The 23,388-nt window shown below is 68.4% G+C and carries 18 protein-coding genes; 11 read left to right on the top strand and 7 right to left on the bottom strand.

Going from position 1 to position 23,388, the window contains the following annotated elements; translation table 11 throughout:
• Nucleotides 1-25: 25 nt before the first annotated feature.
• The gene (locus ALA01S_RS07430) at nucleotides 26-1,240 is read left to right on the top strand and encodes a cell division protein ZipA C-terminal FtsZ-binding domain-containing protein (protein ID WP_066334164.1); all 1,215 of its coding nucleotides are present in this window, start codon (nucleotides 26-28) and stop codon (nucleotides 1,238-1,240) included.
• Between the two features lie 97 nt (nucleotides 1,241-1,337).
• Here the strand turns inward: ALA01S_RS07430 and ALA01S_RS35310 are convergent, their stop codons facing one another.
• Nucleotides 1,338-3,005: a M28 family peptidase gene (locus ALA01S_RS35310; RefSeq protein ID WP_084267307.1), complete on the bottom strand. Its 1,668-nt coding sequence runs from the start codon at nucleotides 3,003-3,005 to the stop codon at nucleotides 1,338-1,340.
• A gap of 152 nt (nucleotides 3,006-3,157) precedes the next feature.
• Between ALA01S_RS35310 and ligA the strand changes: the two genes are divergently transcribed.
• The 4 genes from ligA to ALA01S_RS07410 all read left to right on the top strand — a co-directional run bounded on the left by ligA (nucleotide 3,158) and on the right by ALA01S_RS07410 (nucleotide 9,065).
• The gene (ligA, locus tag ALA01S_RS07420; RefSeq protein WP_084267306.1) at nucleotides 3,158-5,455 is read left to right on the top strand and encodes an NAD-dependent DNA ligase LigA; all 2,298 of its coding nucleotides are present in this window, start codon (nucleotides 3,158-3,160) and stop codon (nucleotides 5,453-5,455) included.
• Nucleotides 5,456-5,460: 5 nt separating this feature from the next.
• Nucleotides 5,461-5,994: a peptide deformylase gene (gene def / locus ALA01S_RS07415; RefSeq protein ID WP_066334158.1), complete on the top strand. Its 534-nt coding sequence runs from the start codon at nucleotides 5,461-5,463 to the stop codon at nucleotides 5,992-5,994.
• A 33-nt stretch (nucleotides 5,995-6,027) separates the two neighbouring features.
• Nucleotides 6,028-6,150, top strand: a complete 123-nt coding sequence (locus tag ALA01S_RS35435; protein WP_373862979.1) for a GNAT family N-acetyltransferase — start codon at nucleotides 6,028-6,030, stop codon at nucleotides 6,148-6,150.
• A 239-nt stretch (nucleotides 6,151-6,389) separates the two neighbouring features.
• Entirely contained in the window at nucleotides 6,390-9,065 is a 2,676-nt protein-coding gene (locus tag ALA01S_RS07410) for a DUF6600 domain-containing protein (RefSeq protein WP_066334155.1), read from the top strand.
• A gap of 75 nt (nucleotides 9,066-9,140) precedes the next feature.
• Here the strand turns inward: ALA01S_RS07410 and ALA01S_RS07405 are convergent, their stop codons facing one another.
• Complete coding sequence (locus tag ALA01S_RS07405) at nucleotides 9,141-9,827, bottom strand: arylesterase (RefSeq protein ID WP_066334342.1); 687 nt, start codon at nucleotides 9,825-9,827, stop codon at nucleotides 9,141-9,143.
• A gap of 4 nt (nucleotides 9,828-9,831) precedes the next feature.
• Between ALA01S_RS07405 and ALA01S_RS07400 the strand changes: the two genes are divergently transcribed.
• Complete coding sequence (locus tag ALA01S_RS07400) at nucleotides 9,832-10,503, top strand: ABC transporter ATP-binding protein (protein ID WP_066334152.1); 672 nt, start codon at nucleotides 9,832-9,834, stop codon at nucleotides 10,501-10,503.
• A 66-nt stretch (nucleotides 10,504-10,569) separates the two neighbouring features.
• Here the strand turns inward: ALA01S_RS07400 and ALA01S_RS07395 are convergent, their stop codons facing one another.
• The 4 genes from ALA01S_RS07395 to msrB all read right to left on the bottom strand — a co-directional run bounded on the left by ALA01S_RS07395 (nucleotide 10,570) and on the right by msrB (nucleotide 12,829).
• Entirely contained in the window at nucleotides 10,570-11,379 is an 810-nt protein-coding gene (locus ALA01S_RS07395; protein ID WP_066334148.1) for a peptidylprolyl isomerase, read from the bottom strand.
• 82 nt (nucleotides 11,380-11,461) lie between these two features.
• Nucleotides 11,462-11,731, bottom strand: coding sequence for a BolA family protein (locus tag ALA01S_RS07390; RefSeq protein WP_084267305.1), 270 nt, complete (start codon nucleotides 11,729-11,731; stop codon nucleotides 11,462-11,464).
• 1 nt (nucleotide 11,732) lies between these two features.
• Complete coding sequence (locus ALA01S_RS07385) at nucleotides 11,733-12,389, bottom strand: septation protein A (protein WP_066334143.1); 657 nt, start codon at nucleotides 12,387-12,389, stop codon at nucleotides 11,733-11,735.
• Nucleotides 12,386-12,829, bottom strand: coding sequence for a peptide-methionine (R)-S-oxide reductase MsrB (msrB, locus tag ALA01S_RS07380; RefSeq protein ID WP_066334142.1), 444 nt, complete (start codon nucleotides 12,827-12,829; stop codon nucleotides 12,386-12,388). The genes ALA01S_RS07385 and msrB overlap by 4 nt, the downstream gene beginning before the upstream one ends.
• 319 nt (nucleotides 12,830-13,148) lie before the next feature.
• Between msrB and ALA01S_RS07375 the strand changes: the two genes are divergently transcribed.
• The 5 genes from ALA01S_RS07375 to ALA01S_RS07355 all read left to right on the top strand — a co-directional run bounded on the left by ALA01S_RS07375 (nucleotide 13,149) and on the right by ALA01S_RS07355 (nucleotide 22,895).
• On the top strand, nucleotides 13,149-14,798 hold the full coding sequence (locus ALA01S_RS07375) for a 3-(methylthio)propionyl-CoA ligase (protein ID WP_084267304.1): 1,650 nt from the start codon (nucleotides 13,149-13,151) through the stop codon (nucleotides 14,796-14,798).
• A 43-nt stretch (nucleotides 14,799-14,841) separates the two neighbouring features.
• Entirely contained in the window at nucleotides 14,842-15,360 is a 519-nt protein-coding gene (locus ALA01S_RS07370) for a PaaI family thioesterase (protein WP_084267303.1), read from the top strand.
• 105 nt (nucleotides 15,361-15,465) lie between these two features.
• Nucleotides 15,466-19,668: a beta strand repeat-containing protein gene (locus ALA01S_RS32625; protein WP_066334140.1), complete on the top strand. Its 4,203-nt coding sequence runs from the start codon at nucleotides 15,466-15,468 to the stop codon at nucleotides 19,666-19,668.
• 186 nt (nucleotides 19,669-19,854) lie between these two features.
• A complete protein-coding gene (locus ALA01S_RS07360; protein WP_066334137.1) occupies nucleotides 19,855-21,504 on the top strand; it encodes an isovaleryl-CoA dehydrogenase in 1,650 nt (549 codons plus the stop codon).
• A 95-nt stretch (nucleotides 21,505-21,599) separates the two neighbouring features.
• On the top strand, nucleotides 21,600-22,895 hold the full coding sequence (locus tag ALA01S_RS07355) for a BaiN/RdsA family NAD(P)/FAD-dependent oxidoreductase (protein ID WP_066334332.1): 1,296 nt from the start codon (nucleotides 21,600-21,602) through the stop codon (nucleotides 22,893-22,895).
• 197 nt (nucleotides 22,896-23,092) lie between these two features.
• Here ALA01S_RS07355 and ALA01S_RS33915 read toward each other — a convergent pair.
• The coding region (locus ALA01S_RS33915; protein WP_169805867.1) for a hypothetical protein at nucleotides 23,093-23,388 on the bottom strand (296 nt) is incomplete at its 5' end.

Below are 23,388 nucleotides of genomic sequence, written 5' to 3'. Positions count from 1 at the left end.
GCTAGGGACCCCACTGATGCCTTCGATGAGCCTGACCCTCGCCCTGTCCATCCTGGCCGGCGTGATATTGCTGTTGCTGGTGGTGCAAAGCCTGTGGAACGCACGCAAGAACACGCCGCGCCGCGCCGAGCCGCCCAGCGCGGCCACGCCGCAGGCTCCGCGCATGGAGCCGCCCCTGGGCGGCGACATGGCGGCCGTGCCCACGCCCATGCCCACGGCCGCGCCTGTGGCGTCGGCCGAGCTGGTGGATGCGCGCCGGGGCGGCGACGCGGCGGTGGCGGCGGCCTCGGCCGCCGTGGGCCTGGCGCCTGAAGCCGTGGCCCCGGGCGTGGAGCCCGCGGCCGGCGGTGCGGCCCTTGCGCAGGCGGCGCCGGCACCGGCGCCTGCCGTGTCCGCGCCCGCGCCGGTGGTGCGCCGCGGCCCGCGCATAGACGCGCTCATCGACGTGATCGCCACGCTGGCGCTGGACGCGCGGTTGAGCGGCGAGTTCATCCAGGCCCACTTGCCGACCACGCGCCGCGCGGGGACCAAACCCTTCCTGATCGAGGGCCTGAACGCCGCCACCGCCGAGTGGGAGCCGCCCGCGCCGGGGCAGCAGTACCGCGAGCTGCAGGCCGGGCTGCAACTGGCCAACCGGCATGGGGCGCTCAACGAGATCGAGTACTCCGAGTTCGTCCAGAAGCTGCAGCCCTTTGCCGACAGCGTGGGCGCGGCGGCCGAGTTCCCGGACATGCTGGACGTGGTGGCCCGCGCCAAGGAGCTGGACCACTTCGCCATGCAGCACGACGCGCAACTGGCCGTGCAGGTGGCCGCGCGCACCGCGGCGTGGTCGGTGGCCTATCTGCAGCAGGCTTGCCTGAAGCACGGCTTCGTCCCGGGCTCGGTGCCGGGCCGGCTGGTGATGCCGGGCGCCGAGGAGGGCGCGCCGCCGGTGCTGGTGCTGTCGTTCGACCCGCAGGCCGCGCTGGCCGAGGACCCCAACGGCGCCATGCTGCAGGTGGCCACGCTGAGCCTGGACATTCCGCAGACGGCCGAGGCCGACAACCCCTTCGACACCTGGCTCAAGGCCATGTCCACGCTGGCCGTGGAGCTGGACGCCGCGCTGGTGGACGAAGCCGGCCGCCCCGTGCGCCCCGAGGCCTTCGAGCCCATCAAGCAGGACCTGGAAAACCTCTACCGCACCCTGGAAGCCCGCGACCTCGCGGCCGGCTCCGCGGCGGCGCGGAGGCTGTTCAGCTGAGGGCATCAAGAAAAGCGGCTTCCCCGTCCCCGGGAAAGCCGCTTCGCAGTCCACGAAACGCGGCCCCTTGCGGCCGCGTTTTGCTTTCAACCCGCCATCAGCGGATGAACTTGTCGCCCTTGCGCATCAGCACGGCGCTGGAGGCGCGGGCGCCCAGGGCGTTGGCCTCGGTGCGGCCCGCGCCCGGCGGCGTGGCGTCCTTGGCGAAGCGCAGCGTCACGGCGGCCACGGAGTGCAGGTTCACGTTGAAGGCGAAGGCGTTGTTGTTGGTGAAGGTGTCGCAGGCCTGGTGGTAGCACGGGTCGTAGGCCACGCCCGCCTGGCCGCCCCACAGCGCCGCCTCGTCCGGCGTCTTGATGCCCTCGGCGCCCGTGAACAGGCCGCCGGAGGGGATGCCCGCCTCGATGAAGGGGCCGTAGTCGCTGCGGCCGTCGAAGTCCGTGCCCTTGAACGCGATGCCGCGGCGCGCGTAGAAGCCCTCGAACGCCTTCTCGATCTCGTCCGACCCGGCCGGGCCGGCGCCGGCGCCGGCGTTGTCGGAGTTGTCGCCGTCGTAGATGAAGAAGCCCGGGTTGGGCGAGGCGATCATGTCGAAGTTCAGGTACAGCGCGATGCGCCGCTGCTGCCAGGGCTGCAGGGTGCCGACGTAGTAGGTCGAGCCCACGAGGCCCGCCTCCTCGGCGCCCCACAGCGCGAAGCGCACGCGGTTGCGCGTGTGCACCTTGGCCATCTGCTTGGCCGTTTCCAGGATGGCGGCCGCGCCGGAGCCGTTGTCGTTGATGCCCGGGCCCTCGGCCACCGAGTCCAGGTGCGCGCCCACCATCACCACCTGGGCGGGGTCGCCCTTCTTGGATTCGGCGATGACGTTGCTGGTGGCGACGTCTTCCATGCGCGTGTCCGTCTTCAGCCGCATCTGCAGCCCGCTGACGGCGGCCAGCAGGTTGCCCTCGGCCTGCGTCACGGAGGTCACGGGGATGGTGCCGCGGAAGTCCGCGCCCAAGGTGCCGTTGAGCGGTTCGCCGTCGTCGACGTTGTTGGCGATCACCACGCCCACGGCGCCCGCGGCCTGCGCGTTGGCGGCCTTCTCGGCGAAGGTGCAGTTGCCGCGGCCCACCAGCGCGATGTGGCCGGCGGGGAAGCCGGCGAAGTCCGCGGCCTCGCAGCCCGGGGTGTCGTCGGCGGGCTGGAAGGGCAGCGCCGTCACGGCCGCCGTCACGTCGCCGCTGGCGGAGTAGGCGAGCACGGAGTTGGTCACGTCACGCATGGTGGGTGCGGTGACTTTCAGCAGCGTGGGCGAGAGCTCCTCGAAGGTGCGGAACTGGAAGTACTGGCGCCGCACGTCGTAGCCCGCCTCGCGGAACACCTTCACGGCGTAGCGGGCCGAGGCGTTGAAGCCCTCGGTGCCGGAGGCGCGCGTGCCGCCGTTGGCATCGGCAATGTCCTGCAGCGCCTTCTGGTGCTTGCGCACCTCGCTGTAGGTGACGCACTCCATGAGCTTGGGGATCGTGTCGTTGACGCGGCTGGCGCTGGTGCACTTGGACGGCAAGGCCGCCTCGGGGCTGGCGTCGAAGACCGCATCGTCGGCCGCAGTGGCGGCCGTGGAGGCGACCGCGGCGGCCTGCTCGGTGGCGGCGGCGGCCGTGTCGGTGGGGGTGACGTCGCTGCCGCCGCCGCAGGCCGTCAACAGGCCGGCGGCCAGGGCCACGCTCCACCAGGCGGGGAACCGGGACAGGGTTGCGGCTTCCTTGTAATTCCTGGAACTCATCCACTACTCCTCGGGTTTGCTGCGGACCGGCGCCAGTGCCGGCACGGCGCCGCCCCGTGCTTCGTGGGCGGGAGGCGGCCGGGAGGTGGCGGCAATCCTCTTGCCGCGGGGGACCCCGCAAACGCGCGGGCGGCTTGCCTACACTCCCGGCCATGCCTTTGTTCGACCCGAATTCCCAAGCCTCCCAAGCGTCCGACGCCGCCCTGGCCGTGCCGGCTGGGCCCGCCGCCCGCGCCGCCGAGCTGCAAAAGCTGCTGCACCACCACGCCCACCAGTACTACGTGCTGGATGCGCCCACGATTCCCGACGCTGAGTACGACAAGCTGTTCAAGGAGCTGCAGGCGCTGGAGGAGGCGCACCCCGAGCTGCGCACGCCGGACTCGCCCACGCAGCGCGTGCTGGGCCAGGTGCTGCCGGGCTTCACGCCCGTGCGGCACCAGGTGCCCATGCTCAGCATCCGTACCGAGACGGACACCACGGAAGAGGGCGCGCGCGCTTTTGACGCCCGCGTGCGCCGCGAGCTGGCGCTGACCGAGGCCGATGCGCCCGTCGCCTACGTCGCCGAATTGAAATTCGATGGGCTGGCCATGAGCCTGCGCTACGAGCACGGCGTGCTGGTGCAGGCGGCCACCCGGGGCGACGGCGAGACGGGCGAGGACGTCACGCAGAACATCCGCACCATCGGCCAGATCCCGCTGCGCCTGTCCACCGCCACGCCGCCCCCCGTGCTGGAAGTGCGCGGCGAGGTCTACATGCGGCGCGACGCCTTCGAGCGCCTGAACGAGCGCCAGCGCGAGGCGGGCGAAAAGACCTTCGTCAACCCGCGCAACGCCGCCGCCGGCGCGGTGCGGCAACTGGACCCGGCGATCGCGGCCCGCCGCCCCTTGAGCTTCTTTGCCTACGGCTGGGGCCAGATCGAGGGCTGGGCCGACATGCCGGCCACGCAGGCCGAAGTGCTGGATGCGCTGGAGCAGTTCGGCCTGCCGGTGAACGCCGAGCGCGAGGTGGCGCAGGGCGCGGACGGCCTGATCGCCTTCCACGCCCGCATCGCGGCGGCGCGCGATGTACTGCCCTTCGACATCGACGGCGTGGTCTACAAGGTGAACGACCTGGCGCTGCAGCAGCGCCTGGGCTTCGTGACGCGCGAGCCGCGCTGGGCCGTGGCCCACAAATACCCGGCGCAGGAGCAGGTGACGACGCTGCGCGACATAGACGTGCAGGTGGGCCGCACCGGAAAGCTCACGCCCGTGGCGCGGCTGGAGCCCGTGTTCGTCGGCGGCACCACGGTGACCAACGCCACGCTGCACAACGAGGACGAGATTCGCCGCAAGGACGTGCGCGTGGGCGACCGCGTGATCGTGCGCCGCGCGGGCGACGTGATCCCGGAGATCGTGGGCGTGGTGCCGTCGGCCTCGCTGTCGTCGCAGCAACTGGCGCACGCCAGTGCCGAGGAGGTGACCGAAGCCGCGCTGGACGTGCTGGAGCGCCAGCCGGACCCGGCCGCGCAAGCCGAAGGCACGGCGGTGGAGTCCGGGGAAGGGGCGCCCGCCGTCAACCCCAACGACTACCCCGGCCGCGCGGAGCCCTTCGATCTCTACAAGAAGCTGGGCGGCCACTGCCCGGCCTGCGGCAGCGACATCACGCGCGAGGAGGGCGAGGTGAACTGGCGCTGCTCCGGCGGCCTGTTCTGCCCGGCGCAGCGCAAGCAGGCGGTGCTGCACTTCGCGGGGCGGCGGGCCATGGACATCGAGGGCCTGGGCGACCGGCTGGTGGAGCAGCTCGTGGGCGAAGGCGACCAGCCGCCGCTGGTGCGCACCCTGGCCGACCTCTACAAGCTCGGCTTCACCGCGCTGGTGGAACTGGAGCGCATGGCCGACAAGAGCGCGCAGAACCTGCTGGGCGCGCTGGAGAAGAGCAAGCGCACGACGCTGGGCCGCTTCATCTTCGGCCTGGGCATTCGCCACGTGGGCGAGCGCACCGCGCGCGACCTGGCCGCGCACTTCGGTTCCATGGACCGGGTGATTGCCGCCAGCGAGGAAGCGCTGCTGCAGGTGCACGACGTTGGGCCGGTGGTGGCGCAGAGCATCCGCACCTTCTTCAACCAGGCGCACAACGTGGAGGTGGTGGAGCAGTTGCGCGCCGCCGGCGTGCACTGGGAGGAGCACGAAGGCCGCCAGGAGGCGCCGCCGGGGCCGCTGGTGGGCAAGACGGTGGTGGTCACCGGCACGCTGCCCACGCTCACGCGCGAGCAAGCCGAGGCGCTGATCGAAGGCGCGGGCGGCAAGGCGGGCAAATCCGTGTCCAAGAAAACGGCCTACGTCGTGGCCGGCGAGGAGGCGGGCTCCAAGCTCGCCAAGGCGCAGGAATTGGGCATTCCGGTTCTGGACGAGGACGGCTTGCGAGCGCTGGTGGCGGGCGAGGGCGCATCCGAATCCGACAACGAGGAGTGATTGAAATGGCCGTGCGCGAACTTTTGAAAATGGGCGACGAGCGCCTGCTGCGCGTGGCGCAGCCGGTGCGCGAGTTCGGCACGGCCGAGTTGCGTGCCCTACTGCAGGACATGCTGGACACCATGGAGTCCGCCGGCGGCGTGGGGCTGGCCGCGCCGCAAATCGGCGTGGACCTGCAAATGGTGATATTCGGCTTCGAGCGCAGCGAGCGCTATCCCGACGCGCCGGCCGTGCCGATGACGGTATTGCTCAATCCCGTCATAGAACCCTTGTCCGACGAGGAGGAGGACGGCTGGGAAGGCTGCTTGTCCGTGCCCGGATTGCGCGGACTGGTGCCCCGGTTTATGCGTATCCGCTATTGCGGCTTCGATCTCGACGGGAATGTCATCGAGCGGGAAGTGCAAGGGTTTCATGCGCGGGTGGTGCAGCATGAGTGCGACCATTTGATTGGGCGGCTTTATCCGACGCGGATTCGGGATATGGCGAAATTCGGGTTTACCGAGGTTTTGTTTCCTGGAGTGCCGGTTGAGGAAGATTGATTTCCAATAAATGTCCATCGCGGCTGTTCCGGCATGGGACTTTTGTCGGCCTATCGCGGCCAAAGCTTGGGCAAGCAATTGCTGGAGGCTTGCATCGCCAAATCCCTTCAAAATGGCTTGACCCAGATTTTTTCTGGAGCCGTAAAACGTGCTTGATGGATTTTCTGATTTCGATGCTTGATAACACGGTTTTAATCAAATCAATTTTCCTTGTATTTGCTGTAGCTGTTTGAAAGCTGATTTTTGCTTTCTCCCATGGTCAGGCTGTTGGTCAGGATTCACCGTCACATCGGAATTCTTTACCTTGTAACCACCCTCTCACGTCAGCCCGCACCCCGCTTGCCCCGTTACACCCGCAGAGGCCGCCCCACGCGCGGCCGCCGAGTGGAGACGGCATGACGACAAGAGAACTGCGCCACGCCCTGCGGCTGTTGCTCGCCGCGGCGCTGCTGGCCTTGGGGGCCCTGGGCACCGCCTGGGCTGATCCGCCCGGCCGCATCGGCCGGCTGGCGCAGGCCACGGGCACGGTCTGGCTCTACGACCAAGAGCAGGGAGAGTGGACGGCCGTGGCCGTCAACCGGCCCATCACCACGGGCGACCGCGTCGCCACCGACAACAACGCCCGCGCCGACATCCAGATCGGCTCGGCCTCGCTGCGCCTGGACGGCGGCACCGAGCTCGCCGTCGACCAACTCGACGACCAGCGCGTGAGCCTGCGCCTGGAGCGCGGCAGCGCCGCGCTGCGCCTGCGCTCGCCCGAGAGCGTCAACGAGTTTGAATTGCTGGCCAACGACGCCCGCTTCCAGCCCACGCGCACCGGCCAGTACCGGCTGGACGTGCGCGACAACGTCGCCACCGCCCAAGCCTGGAGCGGCGAGATGCGCTTCCAGTCCCAGGACAGCGCGCTGCAACTGCAGCCCGGCACCCGCTACGGCTTCTGGCGCCAGGACGACCGCACCCACTACGACATGAGCACCGCCTCCGGCGAGGACGCCTTCGGCGCCTGGGTGCTCGCGCAGGACCAGCGCGAGGCCGCTGCGGCCACGCCCCGCTACGTCTCCACCGAGATGACCGGCGCGGCGGACCTGGACCGCTACGGCCGCTGGGACACCCACCCCGACTACGGCGCCGTCTGGTACCCCGTGGGCGTGTCCGCCGCCTGGGCACCCTACCGCTACGGCCACTGGGCCTGGGTCGCCCCCTGGGGCTGGAGCTGGGTGGACGACGCGCCTTGGGGCTTCGCCCCCTTCCATTACGGCCGCTGGGCCTACTGGGGCAACCGCTGGTGCTGGGTGCCGGGCCGCTACGTGGCGCGCCCGGTCTATGCGCCCGCGCTGGTGGGCTGGATAGGCGGCAACAACATCAGCGTGGGCATCACGGCCGGCCGGCGTCCACCCCCGCCGCTCATCGGCTGGGTGCCGCTGGCCCCGCGCGACCCCTACATGCCGCGCTTCAACGCCAGCCCCCGCTACATCCAGAACCTCAACCGCGGCCACGCGCCCTGGCAGCCGCCCCAGGGCAGCGCCCAACCCTGGTTCAACCGCAACGCCCCCGGCGCCGTGACGGTGGTGGCCACCGATTCGCTGCGCGACCGCAGCCGCGTCGCCGACCGCGTGGTGCCCCGCGTCGAGCCGCGCTGGAACACCGCGCTGCCCGTGCAGCAACCGGTGCTGCCGCCCCCCCCGGGGCGCAATGACCACGCCGGCCGCGGCGACGACCGTGGTGACAGGGGTGACCGCGGCGACAGGGGCGATCGCGGCCAGCGCGACGAGCGCCCCGACCGCCCGGGCCACCAGCGCGACGACCGTCCCGGCGTGCCGCCAGCGGCCGGTTTCGTTCCGCCGCCGCCCAACGTGGCGCGCCCCGGTGGGCAGCAGCCGGGCGCGGGACGCGTCCCGCCGGGCGGCCAGCCGCAGCAGCCGCCGCGCGACGTCGCCGGCCAGCCCGGCGGCCCGCAGCAGGGCAACGGGGCGGGGCAGAGCCGTCCGCCCCAAGGTTTGTTGGGCCAGCCGGGCGCCCACGGGCCGCAGGAGCCGGACCAGCCCGGCCGCCCGGACCGGCCAAGACAGCCCGGCCAGGGCCAACCGGGGCAGCCGGGGCAAGGCCAGTTGGGCCAACCAGGCCAGCCGGGCCAGTCGGGCCAGTCGGGCCAAGCGGCCGGACGGCCGGACGGCCAGCGCCCCGTGCCGCCGCCGCCCGTCACCGTGACCACGCAGCCGGGCGCCACGCCGCCGCAGGCGCCGGGCACGGTGTCCACCCGTCCGGGCGCGCCGCAGCCGCCCGTGCCGCCGGGCGCCGCGCAGCCGCCGGGGCAGGTGAATTTCCCGGGCCAGGGTGGACGTTCGCCTGGCCTGCAGGGCGGATTGGGCGGGCAGCACCCCGGCGTCATCCCGCCGCCGCCGCGTGGGCCCGGCCAGGGCGCCGGCCCGGGTGGCCGCGACGACGACGGCGACCGCACCCCGCCGCTGCGCCGCTCCGACGGCTACCAGGGCGGTGGCGACTCCGCGCCCGGCGCGCCTCCACGCGTGGGCCGCGACCAGATCCCGCCCCAGCAGCGCGGCCAGGGCGACGTGCCGCGCTTCGACAACCCGCGCCCGGCCATGCCCACCATCCCCGGCAACCGCGTACCGCCGGAAGGGCCGCCGCGCGGCCAATCCGGCTTCGATGACAACCGGCACGGCTTTGGCGCCCGCAGCCCGGTCGAGGCACCACGCGCCCCGCAACCTGCGGCGCCCATGCAGCCACCCAGCCCGCAAGCGCCTGCGCAGCCGGTGATGCCCCGTCCGGCGCCGGCACCGGAGCGTCCGCATATGCCGCAAGCGCCGCAGATGCCGCAGGCTCCTCAAGCGCCGCAAGCGCACCAGATGCCCCAAGCCCGCCAGGAAGCCCCCATGCCGCAGGCCGTGCAGCCGCGTGCTGCGCCCGTGCAGGTGGCGCCGCCCGCCATGCAGGGCGCTCCGGCGCCAATGGGGCAAGGCGGCGGTGGCCGCCCAATCGGCGGGCCGGGCAACCACGGCGAACGCGGCGAGCGGCGCGGCGGGCCGGAAGCTGGAGGGCCCAGGGACAGGTGAGGGTGGGCTTGCCGGCTCACCCCGTCGTCGTTCCCGCGACGGACAGCGCTGCGCCAACGCCGCCGTCATTCCCCGTTACTTCAGCAACGGCCTCAGCACCGGCCACACGTTGTCCAGCATCAGCGGCTGCGCATCCTCGCGCGGGTGTATGCGGTCGGCCTGGAAGAGGGCCGTGGGGTCGGCCGCGTCGGCGACGTTGCGCAGGAAAAAGGGCACCAGCGCCGCGTCGCTCTCCTTGGCCACGTCGGCGTACATGCGCGAAAACTCCTCGCCGTAGCGCCGCCCGTAGTTGGGCGGCAACTGCATGCCGGCGATCACCACGCGGGCACCCGCCTCGCGCGCCGCTCGCGCCATGGCCCCCAGGTTGGCCTGCGTGGCCGACAGCGGCTGCCCGCGCAGCGCGTCGTTGCCACCCAGCTCCAGGATCACGTGCGTGGGCGCATGCTGCTTGAGCAGCGCCGGCAGCCGCGTGCGTCCGCCCGCGGTGGTGTCGCCGCTCACGCTGGCGTTCACCACCCGCGCGGGAACTTTCTCCCGCTCCAGCCGCTCCTGCAGCAAGGCCACCCAGCCACTGCCGCGCTTGAGCCCATACTCGGCCGAAAGGCTGTCGCCCACGACCAGGATCACGGACGGTGCCTTCGCAACCGCCTGCGCCGCGGCCGCGGGCAAGGGCGGCGCGATGAGCCAGGGCGCCAGGGCCCAGGCGCTACAGTGCTTCAACCAGCGGCGCCGGCCGCCTGTGCGCTTGTCTTCCACATCCATCTTCATGAACCCACCGATCATCGAAGTTCAGCACCTGAGCAAGCGCGTGAGCGACGCCACGGGCGAGCTGACGATTCTCCATGACATCGATTTCCGCCTCGCCCCACGGGAGTCGGCCGCCATCGTCGGCGCCTCGGGGTCGGGCAAGAGCACGCTGCTGTCCATCATCGCGGGCCTGGATACGCCCACGCAGGGCACGGTCAAGCTCGCGGGCGAGGACTTGTTCGTCCTCGACGAGGACGCCCGCGCCGCCGTGCGCGCGCGCCAACTGGGCTTCGTCTTCCAGAACTTCCAGCTGCTGTCCAACCTGACGGCGCTGGAGAACGTGATGCTGCCGCTGGAGCTGCTGGGCCGCGACGACGCGCGCGAGCAGGCCAAGGCCATGCTGGGGCGCGTGGGCCTGGCCCAGCGCCTGGGCCACTACCCGCGCGTGCTCTCCGGCGGCGAGCAGCAGCGCGTGGCGCTGGCGCGGGCCTTCGTCCTGCGCCCGGCCGTGCTGCTGGCCGACGAGCCCACCGGCAGCCTGGACCACGCCACCGGCGAGACGGTGATGAAGCTCATGTTCGATCTCAACCAGGAAGTGGGCACCACGTTGCTGCTGGTCACGCACGACGCGCAAGTGGCCTCGCGCTGCCAGCGGCAGTTGGAGATCCAGGCGGGGCGCCTCGTGAGCTGACGCCCGCGCCACCCAACAAAAAAGCGCCCCGCAGGGCGCTTTTCTCACTTCGTTGCCCGCGCAGCTTTACTGCGAGAACTTGAAGTCCGTCTTGGCCTTGTTGCGCAGCTCTTCCTGGTAGCTTTGCAGCTTCATCTGGGCGATGCGCTGCTGGATCTGCGGCTTGACTTCGTCGAAGGCGGGGAAGGCGGCTTCGCGGGTGTCTTCCAGCTTGATGACGTGATAGCCGAACTGTGTCTTCACCGGCGTTTCGGTGATCTCGCCCTTCTTCAGCGCGGCCATGGCCTGGCCGAACTCGGGCACGTACGCATCAGGCTTGGCGAAGTCCAGGTCGCCGCCGTTCTCGGCCGAGCCCGGGTCCTTGGACAGCTTCTTGGCCAGGTCCTCGAACTTGGCGCCGGCCTTGAGCTGGGCGATAGCCGCCTTGGCGTCCTCTTCCTTCTCGACCAGGATGTGGCGAGCGTGGTACTCGGTGCCGCTGGACTGGGCCTTGAACTTGTCGTACTCGGCCTTGGCTTCGGCGTCGGTGACGGGGTTCTTCTTCTGGAAGTCGGCGAACAGCTCGCGGATCAGCACCGTCTGGCGGGCCAGCTCCATCTGGTTCTTGTACGCCGGCGTGGCGTTGATGCCGCGCTTTTCGGCTTCCTGCATGAAGATTTCGCGCAGGACAACCTCTTCCTTGACCTTCTGCTCCAGGTCCGGCGTCACCTGCTGGCCGCTGCGCTGGGCCTGCTGCATCAGCGTTTCCACACGGGCCTTGGGCACTGCCTTGCCGTTGACGATGGCCACGTTCTGAGCCTGCGCGGCCAGCGGGCTGAGCAGGACCAGCGACGCCGACAGCAGCGCCGCGCGCAGCGCGGAAGACTTGAGCTTCATGGGGGGAATACCTTTCAGGAGGCGGGCGACCTTGTCTCAGGCCTGCCGCAAGGGAGAGTTTTCTGGTGTCGGTCTGTCGGAGTCAGTCCGCTTCGCCGGGGCTGCGCGCCTGTATGGCCAGCGCATGGATGCCCGCGGGGATGAGCGAGGCGAGGGCATCATACACAAGGCGATGTCGCGCCACGGGGCGCAGCCCGGTGAAGCGTTCGCTGGTGATGCGCACCGTGTAATGGCTGCCTTCGCCCGCGCCGGCATGGCCGGCGTGCAGGTGGCTGTCGTCTATCACGTCCAACCGTTGCGGGGACAGCGATTGCTGCAGCGCGGCTTGGATGTCCTGGGCGGTCACGGGCATGTCACTGGGCTCCGGGGCGCGGATTCTTGTCCTTGGGCGTGGACTCGTCCGGCAGGTAGCGGCTGAGGTAAAGGCCCTGGGCCAGCGTGAACAGCAGCATCAGCCCAATGCCGCCGAAGAGCTTGAAGTTGACCCAGGCGTCGGTCGAGAAACTGTAGGCCACCCACAGGTTGAGCAGCCCCATCACTCCGAAGAAGCCCACCCACGCGCCGTTCAGCCGCTGCCACACGGCATCTGGCAACTGCAGTTGTTCGCCAAGCAACAGCCGCAACAGGTTCTTGCGGAACAGCAGTTGCGACAGCCACAGGCTCATGCCCATCACCCAGTACAGCACGCTGGGCTTCCACTTGATGAAGGTCTCGCTGTGGAACCAGATGGTGGCGCCGCCCAGCACCACCACCAGCGCCAGGCTCACCCACAGCATCATGTCCACCTTGCGCCCGCGCGCCACGATCCACGCCACCTGCGCCAGCGTGGCCAGGATCACCACCACCGTGGCCAGCAGCACCGGCGCCTCCGTGGGGCCGACCACGCCGCCGGAGACCAGGAAGCCGAAGTGCTCGGTGGCGAAGTCCGCCGCCTGCTGCGAGTGCGAGCCGGCGTATTTGAAGGTGCCGAAGAACAGCAGGATGGGCAGGAAGTCCAGCAGCAGCTTCATTCTTGGACACCGTCCTTGCGCGGCTCGAAATCGATGGCCGCGGAGTTGATGCAAAAGCGCTCGCCCGTGGGCGCCGGGCCGTCGGGGAAGACGTGGCCCAGGTGCGTGCCGCAGCGCCGGCAGCGCACCTCCACGCGCACCATGCCGTGGCTGCGGTCCTCCACGCGCTCGACGATCTCGCCTTCCAGCGGCTCGAAGTAGCTGGGCCAGCCGCAGCCGGCGTCGAACTTGGTGCGGGCGTCAAACAGCGGCGCGCCGCAGCCCACGCAGCGGTAGATGCCGTCCTCGAAGTGGTCCCAGTACTTGCCGGTGAAGGCGCGCTCGGTGGCGGCGTGGCGGGCCACCTGGTATTGCATCGGGTCCAGCTTGTCGCGCCATTCGGCGTCGCTGTGCTGCACGGGGTAGCGCGGATCGTCGTGCGGGTGCGGGTTGTGCTTCATACGGAAATGTCTCCTCGGTAACTGCCCCCGGAGCGGAAGGCAGCCGCCTCGGCGCGCAGGATACTTTCATTTGCCCGCACCCCCGGCGCGCGGTCGCGGCGGGGAGGTCTCCCAGGCGGCCGCACGGCCCCAGGGCGGGGCGCATTTTTGCGCCAGATCAAGGCGTTTCTCCCCAGTGTAGTGAGGGGGCATCGCAAGACCCGGCATCAGGGGTTAACCGCCTGACGCGGTGGGATACGGGCCGGGAAGATGCTCCAAAACCCGCGCTCACAGCCGGTTCCACCCAGCGCCGCCAAGCGCCACAAAGAGGAGACAAGCCATGGCCACCCCCCTGTACGGCCGCATGATGCAAATGCCGCTGCTGATCTCGTCGCTGCTCACGCACGCCGCGCGCCACGCGGGCGATACCGAGATCGTCAGCCGCCGCGTCGAGGGCTACATGCACCGCAGCTCCTGGGCCGAGGTCGCGCGCCGCTCGCGCCGCTTGGCGCAGGCGCTGCAGCGCCTGGGCTGCGCGGCGGGCGACCGCGTCGCGACGCTGGCCTGGAACACCGACCGGCACCTGGAGATCTACTACGCCACCTCCGGCTCGCAGCTGGTGTGCCACACCATCAACCCGCGCCTGTTCCCGCAGCAGATCGCCTGGATCGCCAACGACGCGGGCGACACCGTGCTGTGCTTCGACCTCAACCTGCTGCCCCTGGTCGAGCAGCTCGCGCCGCAACTGCCCGGCGTGCGCCACTTCATATTGATGAGCGACCGCGCCCACATGCCGGCGCAGTCCGGCGTGCCGGGCCTGCTGTGCTACGAGGAGCTGCTCGCCGCCGAGGACGGCCGCTACGAGTGGCCCGTGTTCGACGAGCAGTGCGCCTCCAGCCTTTGCTACAGCTCCGGCACCACCGGCAACCCCAAGGGCGCGCTCTACAGCCACCGCTCCACCGTGCTGCACGCCTACGCGGCGGCGTTGCCCGACGCCATGGCCTGCAGCGCGAGCGACGTGGCGCTGCCGGCGGTGCCGATGTTCCACGTCAACGCCTGGGGGCTGCCCTACCTGGCGGCGCTGGTGGGCTGCAAGCTCGTGTTGCCCGGCTGCGGGCTGGACGGCGCCTCGCTCTACGAGCTGTTCGAAAGCGAGAAGGTCACCTTCAGCGCCGGCGTGCCCACGCTGTGGCTGGGCCTGATGGAGCACGTGCGCGGCCAGGGGCTGGAGTTCTCCACCTTCCGCCGCACCGTCATCGGCGGCTCGGCCTGCGCGCCGGCGCTCATGCGCATGCTGGAGGAGTACGGCGTGCACGTCATACACGCCTGGGGCATGACGGAGATGTCGCCGCTGGGCACGCTGGCCCGGCTGCAGCCCAAGCACGCCGCGCTCTCGCCGGCCGAGCGCCACCGCCTGCTGGAAAAGCAGGGCAAGCCCATCTACGGCGTGGACATCGAGGTGGTCAACGACGCCCACGAGGTGCTGCCCTGGGACGGCGAGCACGCCGGCCACCTGGTGGCGCGCGGACCCTGGGTGATCGAGCACTACTGGAACGAGGAGGCCTCGCCGCTGATCGACGTGATGGGCGAGGGCGCGTGGTTTCCCACGGGCGACGTCGCCACCATGGACGCCGACGGCTTCATGCAGATCACCGACCGCAGCAAGGACGTGGTCAAGAGCGGCGGCGAGTGGATCAGCTCCATAGAGCTGGAGGGCATCGCCATGGCCCACCCGGCGGTGAAGGAGGCGGCCGTCATTGCCGCCACCCACCCCGTGTGGGACGAGCGCCCGCTGCTGCTGGTGGTGCTCAAGGCCGGCGCCGGCGTCAGCCGCGAGGAGCTGCTGAGCTTCTACAAGGGCCGCGTCGCCCACTGGCAGACGCCGGACGACGTGGTGTTCGTGGGCGAGCTGCCCCATACCGCCACCGGCAAGCTCAGCAAGCTCACGCTGCGCGGCAAGTACAAGGACTGGCTGATCCGCAAGGCCTGATGCCTGCGCGGGCCGGCGGCGGGCTGATGTCCAATGCCGGCCCATGGACGACCCCCAAACCGACACCCACACCGACCCTTTCGCGCCGCCGCCAACCGCGCCGCTCCCGTTCCCCATCCACATCCCCTTCGTGGAGGAGCTGGGCCTGGAGCTGCACGCCTTCGGCGCCGGCCAGGCCGAAATCCAGCTCGACCTGGCGCACGCGCACCTGAACTCCTTTGCCGTGGCCCATGGCGGCGTGGTCATGACCATGCTGGACGTGGCCATGGCCCATGCCGCGCGCAGCCACGGCGTGGCGCCGGGCACCGACCCGCGCGAAGCCCAGGGAGTTCCCGGCGTGGTGACGATTGAAATGAAGACCAGCTTCATGCGGGCCGGCCAGGGCCGGCTGCGCGCCGCCGCCCAGGTGCTGCACCGCACGGCGACCATGGCCTTTTGCGAAGGCAGCGTCTTCGACGCCCAGGGCCGCCGCTGCGCCCATGCCACCGCCACCTTCAAATACCTGCGCCAGTTGCCTGCCGGGCGCGAGCTCAAGAAGCTGCGTGGACCAGAACCGGATTGAAATCAAAGTGCCGCTCTAACAAAAAGTTACCATACACCGCTAGCGCGTGTTGGCGCCTTTCCGCGTTGCGGATGAGCGCGGAAAATAATTCAGGGAGTGGCAGAAATGGCAAAGATCAGTTATTCGCGGGCGTTCGACATCTCGCGTCAGTTTTATTTTGGCGACTGGACGGCCGCAAGCATTTCCGCCACGGCCACCGCCGTGACGCTGAATCTGAACGGCGCGCGCATCGTGCTCGGCGGCAGTTTTACGCTGGCGGGCTCGCAACCTACCCTGGGCACCATTACCAGTCTGACGTATTCCACCGTCGCCGCCACTGCGGTCACCGAATTTGCTGTCACCAATATATCCATGTCCTGGGCCAGTTTCCAGGACGCCATGGCCGACGGCGATTTCAATACCGTGGCCGGCAACGGTGCGGATTGGGTCAGCGGCAGCACGGGTGGCGATAAACTCTACGGCGACGCCGGCAATGACCGGCTGGAAGGCATGACCGGGAATGATTCCTTGTTTGGCGGGGCCGGCAACGATACGCTGGACGGCGGCGCCGGCAATGATTCGATGCAGGGCGGCTACGGCAACGATGTTTATATCGTGGACAGCCTTCAAGATAAGGTGATCGAATCCGCCGGCGGGGGCACGGATACGGTGCGTACCGGCCTGGCTGCCTATACCCTGGGGGCAAATATTGAAAACCTTCAATTCACCGGGGTGATCAATGCCGCGGGCAACGGCAATGAGCTGAACAATATTCTGATCGGTGGCCGCGGCAATGACAGCCTCAGCGGCCTGGACGGCAATGACACATTGCGTGGCGCCAACGGCAATGACACCTTGAATGGCGGCAACGGCAACGATATTTTGATTGGAGATACTGGCTATGCCGCCAATACCACCAGCGTCAGCGGCACGTCGCCCAGCCAGCCCAATGTGCCTCTGACGCTTTCCATGACGATGCCCGAAACATCGGTGGCCAATTCCACCACCGTTACCGGCTTCATCAACAACAAGACCCAGATTTCCGGAAAATTCAATCTCGCATTTGTTCTTGACGTGTCCAGCAGCATGCAAGGCTCAATGGGCAACGGCACCGGAAAGCTTGATGCGGCCATCGCCTCGTTCAACGCCATGGTCAATGCGTTGAAAGCCGCAGGATTAGGAAACCAAGTGCGTATAGGCCTCATTCCTTCCTCCTCGGTATCGGACATTGCAGCCATTGGCACGCCCAACAATGACGTCAATGCCAATGGCACCCCGGACATCGTGGAGGCCGCATCGGCACTCAAACCTGCGGACTTCCCCAGTTATGCGGCGGGCCTGGATAAGGCCATAGAGTTTTTCTCCGGCTCGCCGCGTGGCGATAATTTCGTGTTCTTCCTGTCGGACGGAAGCTCTTATTACACCAGCACTTACGACACGCAAGTGGCAAGTTTGCGCAATGCTGCTGGCATCAATGCGAACATACGTGTTTTGAATTTGGACGTATATTCTTACAACAATGTTCTCGACTTGCTCGACAATGGTTTGGTTGACCATTCAGACCTGAAGGTGACATCAGCCGCGGAACTGACTGCGGCACTGTTGGCGTCTCGGGTTAATACCGGCGACATCAGTCGGCTCGAAGTGTATAAAAATGGCATCTTGGCCAGTACCATTTTGCCTTCGCAGTTGAAGGATACGCCATTTGGCCTTCAATACTCGGTGGCGCTCACAGGTCTGAGTACGACGGCTGTCGATCAAATTGAAACTCGGCTGATATTCAAGGGTTCAAGCCCGTATTTGTCGACCAGCCAGCAGATCAGCGTGGGTGTGCTGGCTTCGAACGACAGTCTCGTGGGCGGCGGCGGCAACGATACGCTGGACGGTGGCGCCGGCACGGACACGCTGGCCGGCGGCGCAGGCAATGATTTATATCATGTGGAAAATGCCGGCACGGTTGTAAAGGAAGTGGCTGGTGAGGGCGTGGATACCATTGAAACCACGCTGAGTTATTCGCTCAACAGCGCCGCGCTGGCGCAGGTGGAAAACCTGACACTGCTGGGTTACGGCAGTATCAACGGCGTCGGCAATGCCGCTTCCAACCTGATTACAGGTAATGAGGGCAATAACGTGATCCAGGGCCTGGGCGGCAATGACACGCTGGTCGGCGGCCGGGGTGTGGACACTGTCAGCTATGCCAACGCCACCAGCGGCGTCACGGTCGACTTGGTCCAAGGCACAGCCAAAAACCTGACCAAGGTGGACTTGATCTCCGGCTTCGAGGTCGTATGGGGCAGTGCTTTCGCCGACTACCTCGTAGGCAGTTCCGCCGGCGAGACGTTCCGCGGCAATGGCGGCGACGACACCCTGGAAGGCGGCGGCGGATTCGACACGCTTGATTATTCCGCCGCGACGGCCGGCATGACCGTCAATTTATCAACTAATAACGGCTATATATATGGAAACTACGCAACGGCCGTTTGTGCCAATGGCAGTCAGGGTACAGACCATTTCAATGGCGGCAGTTTTGGTGGCGTGGTAGGTTCCGCCTACAATGACTATATCTCCGACGCTTATGGCATCGCCAACAATTTCATAGGCGGCGCGGGCGACGATACCCTCTATGGCGGCAGCGGCAACGATACGCTGATTGGCGGTGCAGGCAAAAATGTCCTGGGTGGAGGCTCTGAAACCGATACCGCCGATTATTCTTCCGCCACGGCCGCCGTTTCAGGCTCCCTGATACTTGGGCGCCTGTCCATTAGTACTTCGGGCTTGAATGCCGACACCATCAGTGGTGTCGAAATCCTGGTGCTAAGCCAGTATGCCGACTCGGTCACGGGCAGCGCCGTCAATGATTCCCTGGATGGCGGGGCGGGCAACGATACCCTTATCGGCGATGCCGGTAACGATACCCTCAACGGCGGCAGCGGCGGCGACAGCCTGGTTGGCGGGCTTGGAGACGATGTTTACTGCCTGGACTCGGTAGGCGACATCGTTATCGAAAAACAAGGCGGGGGTAACGACACGATTTACCTGACAGTGTCTAGTGGCACCGTTTCCATCAATCTTCCTGAAGTGGAGAACATTTTCCTGTCAGGCAACGCCGCATTCAACGTGGTCGGCGGCGCTGGACGCAACAACCTTGTCGGCAGCGGTGGCAATGATACCCTCAATGGCGGGTCGGGCTACGAGAATGACACGCTCAATGGCGGCGCTGGAATCGACTGGGTCAGCTATTCTGGTCATATTACCGGTGTCGTGGGAACACTTGGCGGCTACGGTTCGCAAAATATCGATGGCGAATCCATCAGCAATATTGAAAATTTCCTTGGTTCCGCTTTTGCTGACAATGTGTCCGGAGACTACCGAGCCAACATACTCAATGGTGACGGTGGCAACGATACCCTCATGGGGGATGATGGCGACGATACCCTCATAGGCGGCGCCGGCAACGACTCGCTCAGCGGCGGCGGGGGTGTTGATACCGTCAGTTATGCTCATTTGACGACGGCCATCAAGGTCAATCTCGGCACTGGCGTGGTGGTCACAGCCACGGAGGGCACAGATACCCTCAATGGTGTTGAAAATATCATCGGCGGCTCCGGCAACGACACCATCACCTGGACCGCCAGCGCAAGTGATGGATATTTTTATGACACTTTCAAGTTGGAGGGCGGTGCAGGCAACGATACGCTGACTGGCGGCGCTCATTCCGATACCCTGGTGGGCGGTGCCGGCGACGATGTGCTCAACGGCGGCGGTGCGGACAACTACTATTATTATTCCGCTGACGTGGCGGACTACAAAACCGCGAGTGCGGCCGTGGTGGTGAACCTTGCTTTGGGAACCGCTTCCGGTGGCGCGGGCAAGGACAAGCTGATCGACATCGAAGGCGTGCTCGGCTCCAATTTCGCCGATCAGCTCACTGGCAGCGCCAAACAAAGTGACTATTTGGTCGGTGGCGGTGGAGCCGATACTTTGGATGGAGGTGTCGATAATCTTTCAGATTTTTTTGCATATTTCAATGTTTCGGATTCCGCACTGTCGGCCATGGATACCATACGGAACTTCAATTCCACGGATGCCTATGGTGGCGACAAAATAAATTTTCTTGGCGTGGATGCCAATTCGTTGGATGATCTGGTCAACAGTTCCTTTAATTTCATAGGCACCAAGGCATTCGCTAAAAAAGCCGGCGAATTACGCTACGCCAACAGCGACGGAAATACTTTTGTTTATGGGGACGTGAATGGCGACGGCGTCGCGGACATTGCCATCAAATTGCTCGGAACGCACACGCTTACCCAGTCCACCTTCGTGTTTTGAATTGGCGGGCGGGAGGCCATACAGGAGAAGCACGCCGGTGCTGACGCTGGTGCCCTGCACCGACCGGTCTGCGGCGTGACGCGTGGCCGGGGCGCCGGGCAGGGCGGCATGCCCGTGTGGCGACGGGCGGCTGGCTAGCATGGCCCCCTCGGCCGGCCCCACGGCCGGCCGGCTCAGGGAGCCGCCATGCCGTACCCGACAGCCACCCACGAGGTTTTCAACCAGAGCACCGAGTTCGCCGGCATGGACCTCTTTGCCGGCCACCGCCCGCTGCGTGACTGCTTGATCGCCTTAGCGCCGGAGCAGGACACCGCCCCGCTGCACGTCTTGGGCTGCGAGTTGGGCAACGCGGAAGTCCAGCAGCAGGCCCGCCTGGCCAATCGCCACCCGCCGCGCCACCGGCCCTTCGACCGCAACGGCCGCCGCGTGGACGAGGTGGAGTTTCACGCGGCCTACCACGCCCTCATGGCCCGCGCCGCCGCGCACGGCCTGCAGGCCGCGCCCTGGGCGCGCCCGCCCGGCGCCCACGTGGCGCGTGCCGCCGGCTTCCTGCTCTTCAACGGGGTGGAGGCCGGCGTGATGTGCCCCACCTCCATGAGCTACGCCGCCACGCCCGCGCTGCGCGCCAACGCCGCTGTCTATGCCGACTGGAGCCCGGGACTTTCGGCCCCGGCCTACGACCCGCGCCCGCTGCCCGGCCCGCAAAAGGCCGGGCTGACCATGGGCATGGGCATGACGGAAAAGCAGGGCGGCTCCGACCTGCGCGCCAACACCAGCCGCGCCGCTTTTGACCAGGAAACGCCCTGGGGCCGGTGCTACCGCCTCACTGGCCACAAATGGTTCTTCTCGGCGCCCATGAGCGACGCGCACCTGATGCTGGCGCAGACCACCGCCGGGCCCACCTGCTTTTTCGTCCCCCGGTTGCTGCCGGACGGCAGCCGCAACGCCCTGCAGATACAGCGGTTGAAAGACAAGCTGGGCAACCACGCCAACGCCAGCGCCGAGGTGGAGTTCGACGGCGCTTGCGGCTGGCTGGTGGGAGACGAAGGGCGCGGCATCGCCCAAATCCTGGAGATGGGCACGCTCACCCGGCTGGACTGCGCCCTGGGCACGGCCGGGCTGATGCGCCATGCCCTGGCCCTAGCGCTGCACCACTGCGCGCAGCGCAGCGTTTTCGGCAAGCGCTTGATCGACCAGCCCCTCATGCGCAACGTGCTGGCCGACCTGGCGCTGGAGGTGGAGGGCGCCACCGCCCTCGTGATGCGCCTGGCCGCCGCCGTGGACGCCAGCAGCCACGGCCGCGGCGGCGAGCACGAGGCGCAACTGCGCCGGCTGCTCACGCCGATTGCCAAGTTCTGGGTGTGCAAGCGCGGCAGCTACTTCGGCCAGGAGGCCATGGAGTGCCTGGGGGGCAACGGCTATGTGGAGGACGACGGCCACGGCCCCATGGCGCGCCTCTACCGCGAGATGCCGCTGAACTCCATTTGGGAGGGTGCGGGCAACGTCATGGCGCTGGACCTGCTGCGCGCGCTGCGCTCGGTCGGCGTGGCCGAGGCGCTGGCGCGCGAGCTGTACGCGCTGCGCGGCGCGCACAGCGGCGCTGAGGCGCTGGCGGCCACGCTGCCGGACCGCCTGCAACGCTGCGACGAATCCCAGGCCCGCCGCCTGGCGCGAGACGTCGCGCTGCTGCTGCAGGCCGCGCTGCTGCGGCGCCTGGCGCCTGAGGGCGTGTTCGCCGCCTTCTGCGCGGCACGCATCGATGCCGCCTCGGACGTGTTTGGGCAGTTGCCGCCTGGGTGCGACGTGGGGCTGCTGCTGGAGCGGGCAATGCCGTGAAGGGCCGGCCCACCGGCATTCCTCCCGCAACCCGCCGCTGCGTCACCCGCGCCCGCGGCGCCGCCGTGAACCCCCATGGCACACTGCGCCGCCTCATGAGTACCCCCGCTTTCCCGGTCGCCGTCGTCGGCGCCGGTCCTGCCGGCCTGATGGCGGCCGAGCGCCTGGCCCAGGCCGGGCTGCCCGTCGAGGTCTTTGACGCCATGCCTTCTGTGGGCCGCAAGTTCCTGCTTGCCGGCAAGGGCGGCATGAACCTCACGCATTCCGAACCGTTCGACCGCTTCAGCAGCCGCTACGGCCAGCGCCGGCCGCACGTCGAGCCGCTGCTGCGCCGCTTCGACGCCGACGCGCTGCGCCGCTGGGCCGCGGAGCTGGGCATAGACACCTTCGTCGGCAGCTCCGGCCGTGTCTTCCCGACCGACATGAAGGCCGCGCCGCTGCTGCGCGCCTGGCTGCACCGGCTGCGCGGCCTGGGCGTCGCGTTTCACATGCGCCACCGCTGGGTGGGTTTTGACGCCGCCGCCCCGGACGCGCCGCCGCCCGCGCTGCGCTTCGAAACGCCGCAAGGCGGCACCACCGTGCGTGCCCGCGCCGTGGTGCTGGCCCTGGGCGGCGCGAGCTGGCCGCGGCTGGGCTCCACCGGCGCCTGGGTGCCGCTGCTCGCCGGGCGCGGCGTGGACGTCGCGCCGCTGCAGCCGGCCAACTGCGGCTTCGACGTCGCACGCGCCACCGAGGACGGCGCCACGCAGGAAGGCTGGAGCGATTTCCTGCGCGGCCGCTTTGCCGGTGCGCCGCTCAAGACGGTGGCGCTGCGTTTCGAGCACGGCGGCCGGCGCTTCGAGCAGCGCGGCGAGTTCGTCCTGACGGAGGCGGGCGTGGAGGGCAGCCTGGTTTATGCCGCCTCCTCGCTGCTGCGCGAGGCGATCAACGAGCACGGCCAGGCCGTGCCCACGCTGGATCTGCTGCCGGACCGCAGCGCCGACTTCGTGGCGACGGAACTGGCGCGCCCGCGCGGGGCGCGCTCGCTGTCCACGCATTTGAAGACGAGGCTGCACCTGGACGGCGCCAAGGCGGCGCTGCTGCACGAGCTGCTGCCCAAGTCGGCGTTCGACACGGGGGCCGGCACCGCGGCGCTGGCCGCGGCCATCAAGGCGCTGCCGCTGAGGCTCGTCCGCCCCCGGCCCATCGCGGAAGCCATCAGCAGCGCTGGGGGCGTGCGCTTCGAAGCGCTGGACGACGCCACTTTCGGCCTGCGCGCACTGCCCGGCGTGTGGTGCGCAGGCGAAATGCTGGACTGGGAAGCCCCCACCGGCGGCTACCTGCTCACCGCCTGCTTCGCCAGCGGTGTGGCGGCGGCGGATGGAGTGCTGAAGGCGCTGCGCGCCGGCTGAAGGCCCAGCCGCCCGCGCCTCGCGCCGAGGTTGCGGCACGCGACTTTTGCAGGCCGCATGGTTCAGAAATCTGAACGATGGTCCTCATGTCTTGGCGGGCTGACGGGCACGGGAGCGAACGATGAAGGGGCGGCTGTCCGGGGAAGAAGGCGGGAGCCCGGCGTCCCCCCAGTCGGCCGCCGGCTCCCGCTCGCTGCTTACAGCGTCGCCGACACGTGCCGCGGCTGCTGCGTGGAGTAGCGGCGCTTCACGGGCGCGATGGTCGTCGCCTTCTCGCGCAGGGCCAGGGTGGAGGCGGCGGTACGGCCCTCGTAGGGCGCGGGCTCGGCCATCAGGTAGTGCACCGAGACCTTGGTGCGCTCCGGCGTCAGCACGGCCGGCACCACCGGAATGGCCAGCGCCACGGCCGCCAGGCCCTGCGCCAGCGCCCGCTGCGGGCGCAGCGCCGGGGCGCTCAGCAGCGACGCGGCCGGGCCGCGCAGCCAGGCGAGCC

The organism is Azohydromonas lata NBRC 102462 (assembly GCF_001571085.1).
Lineage (GTDB): Bacteria > Pseudomonadota > Gammaproteobacteria > Burkholderiales > Burkholderiaceae_C > Azohydromonas > Azohydromonas lata.
Note: the sequence above shows the minus strand (reverse complement) of the source record. Positions and strands in the feature narration are given on the sequence as shown.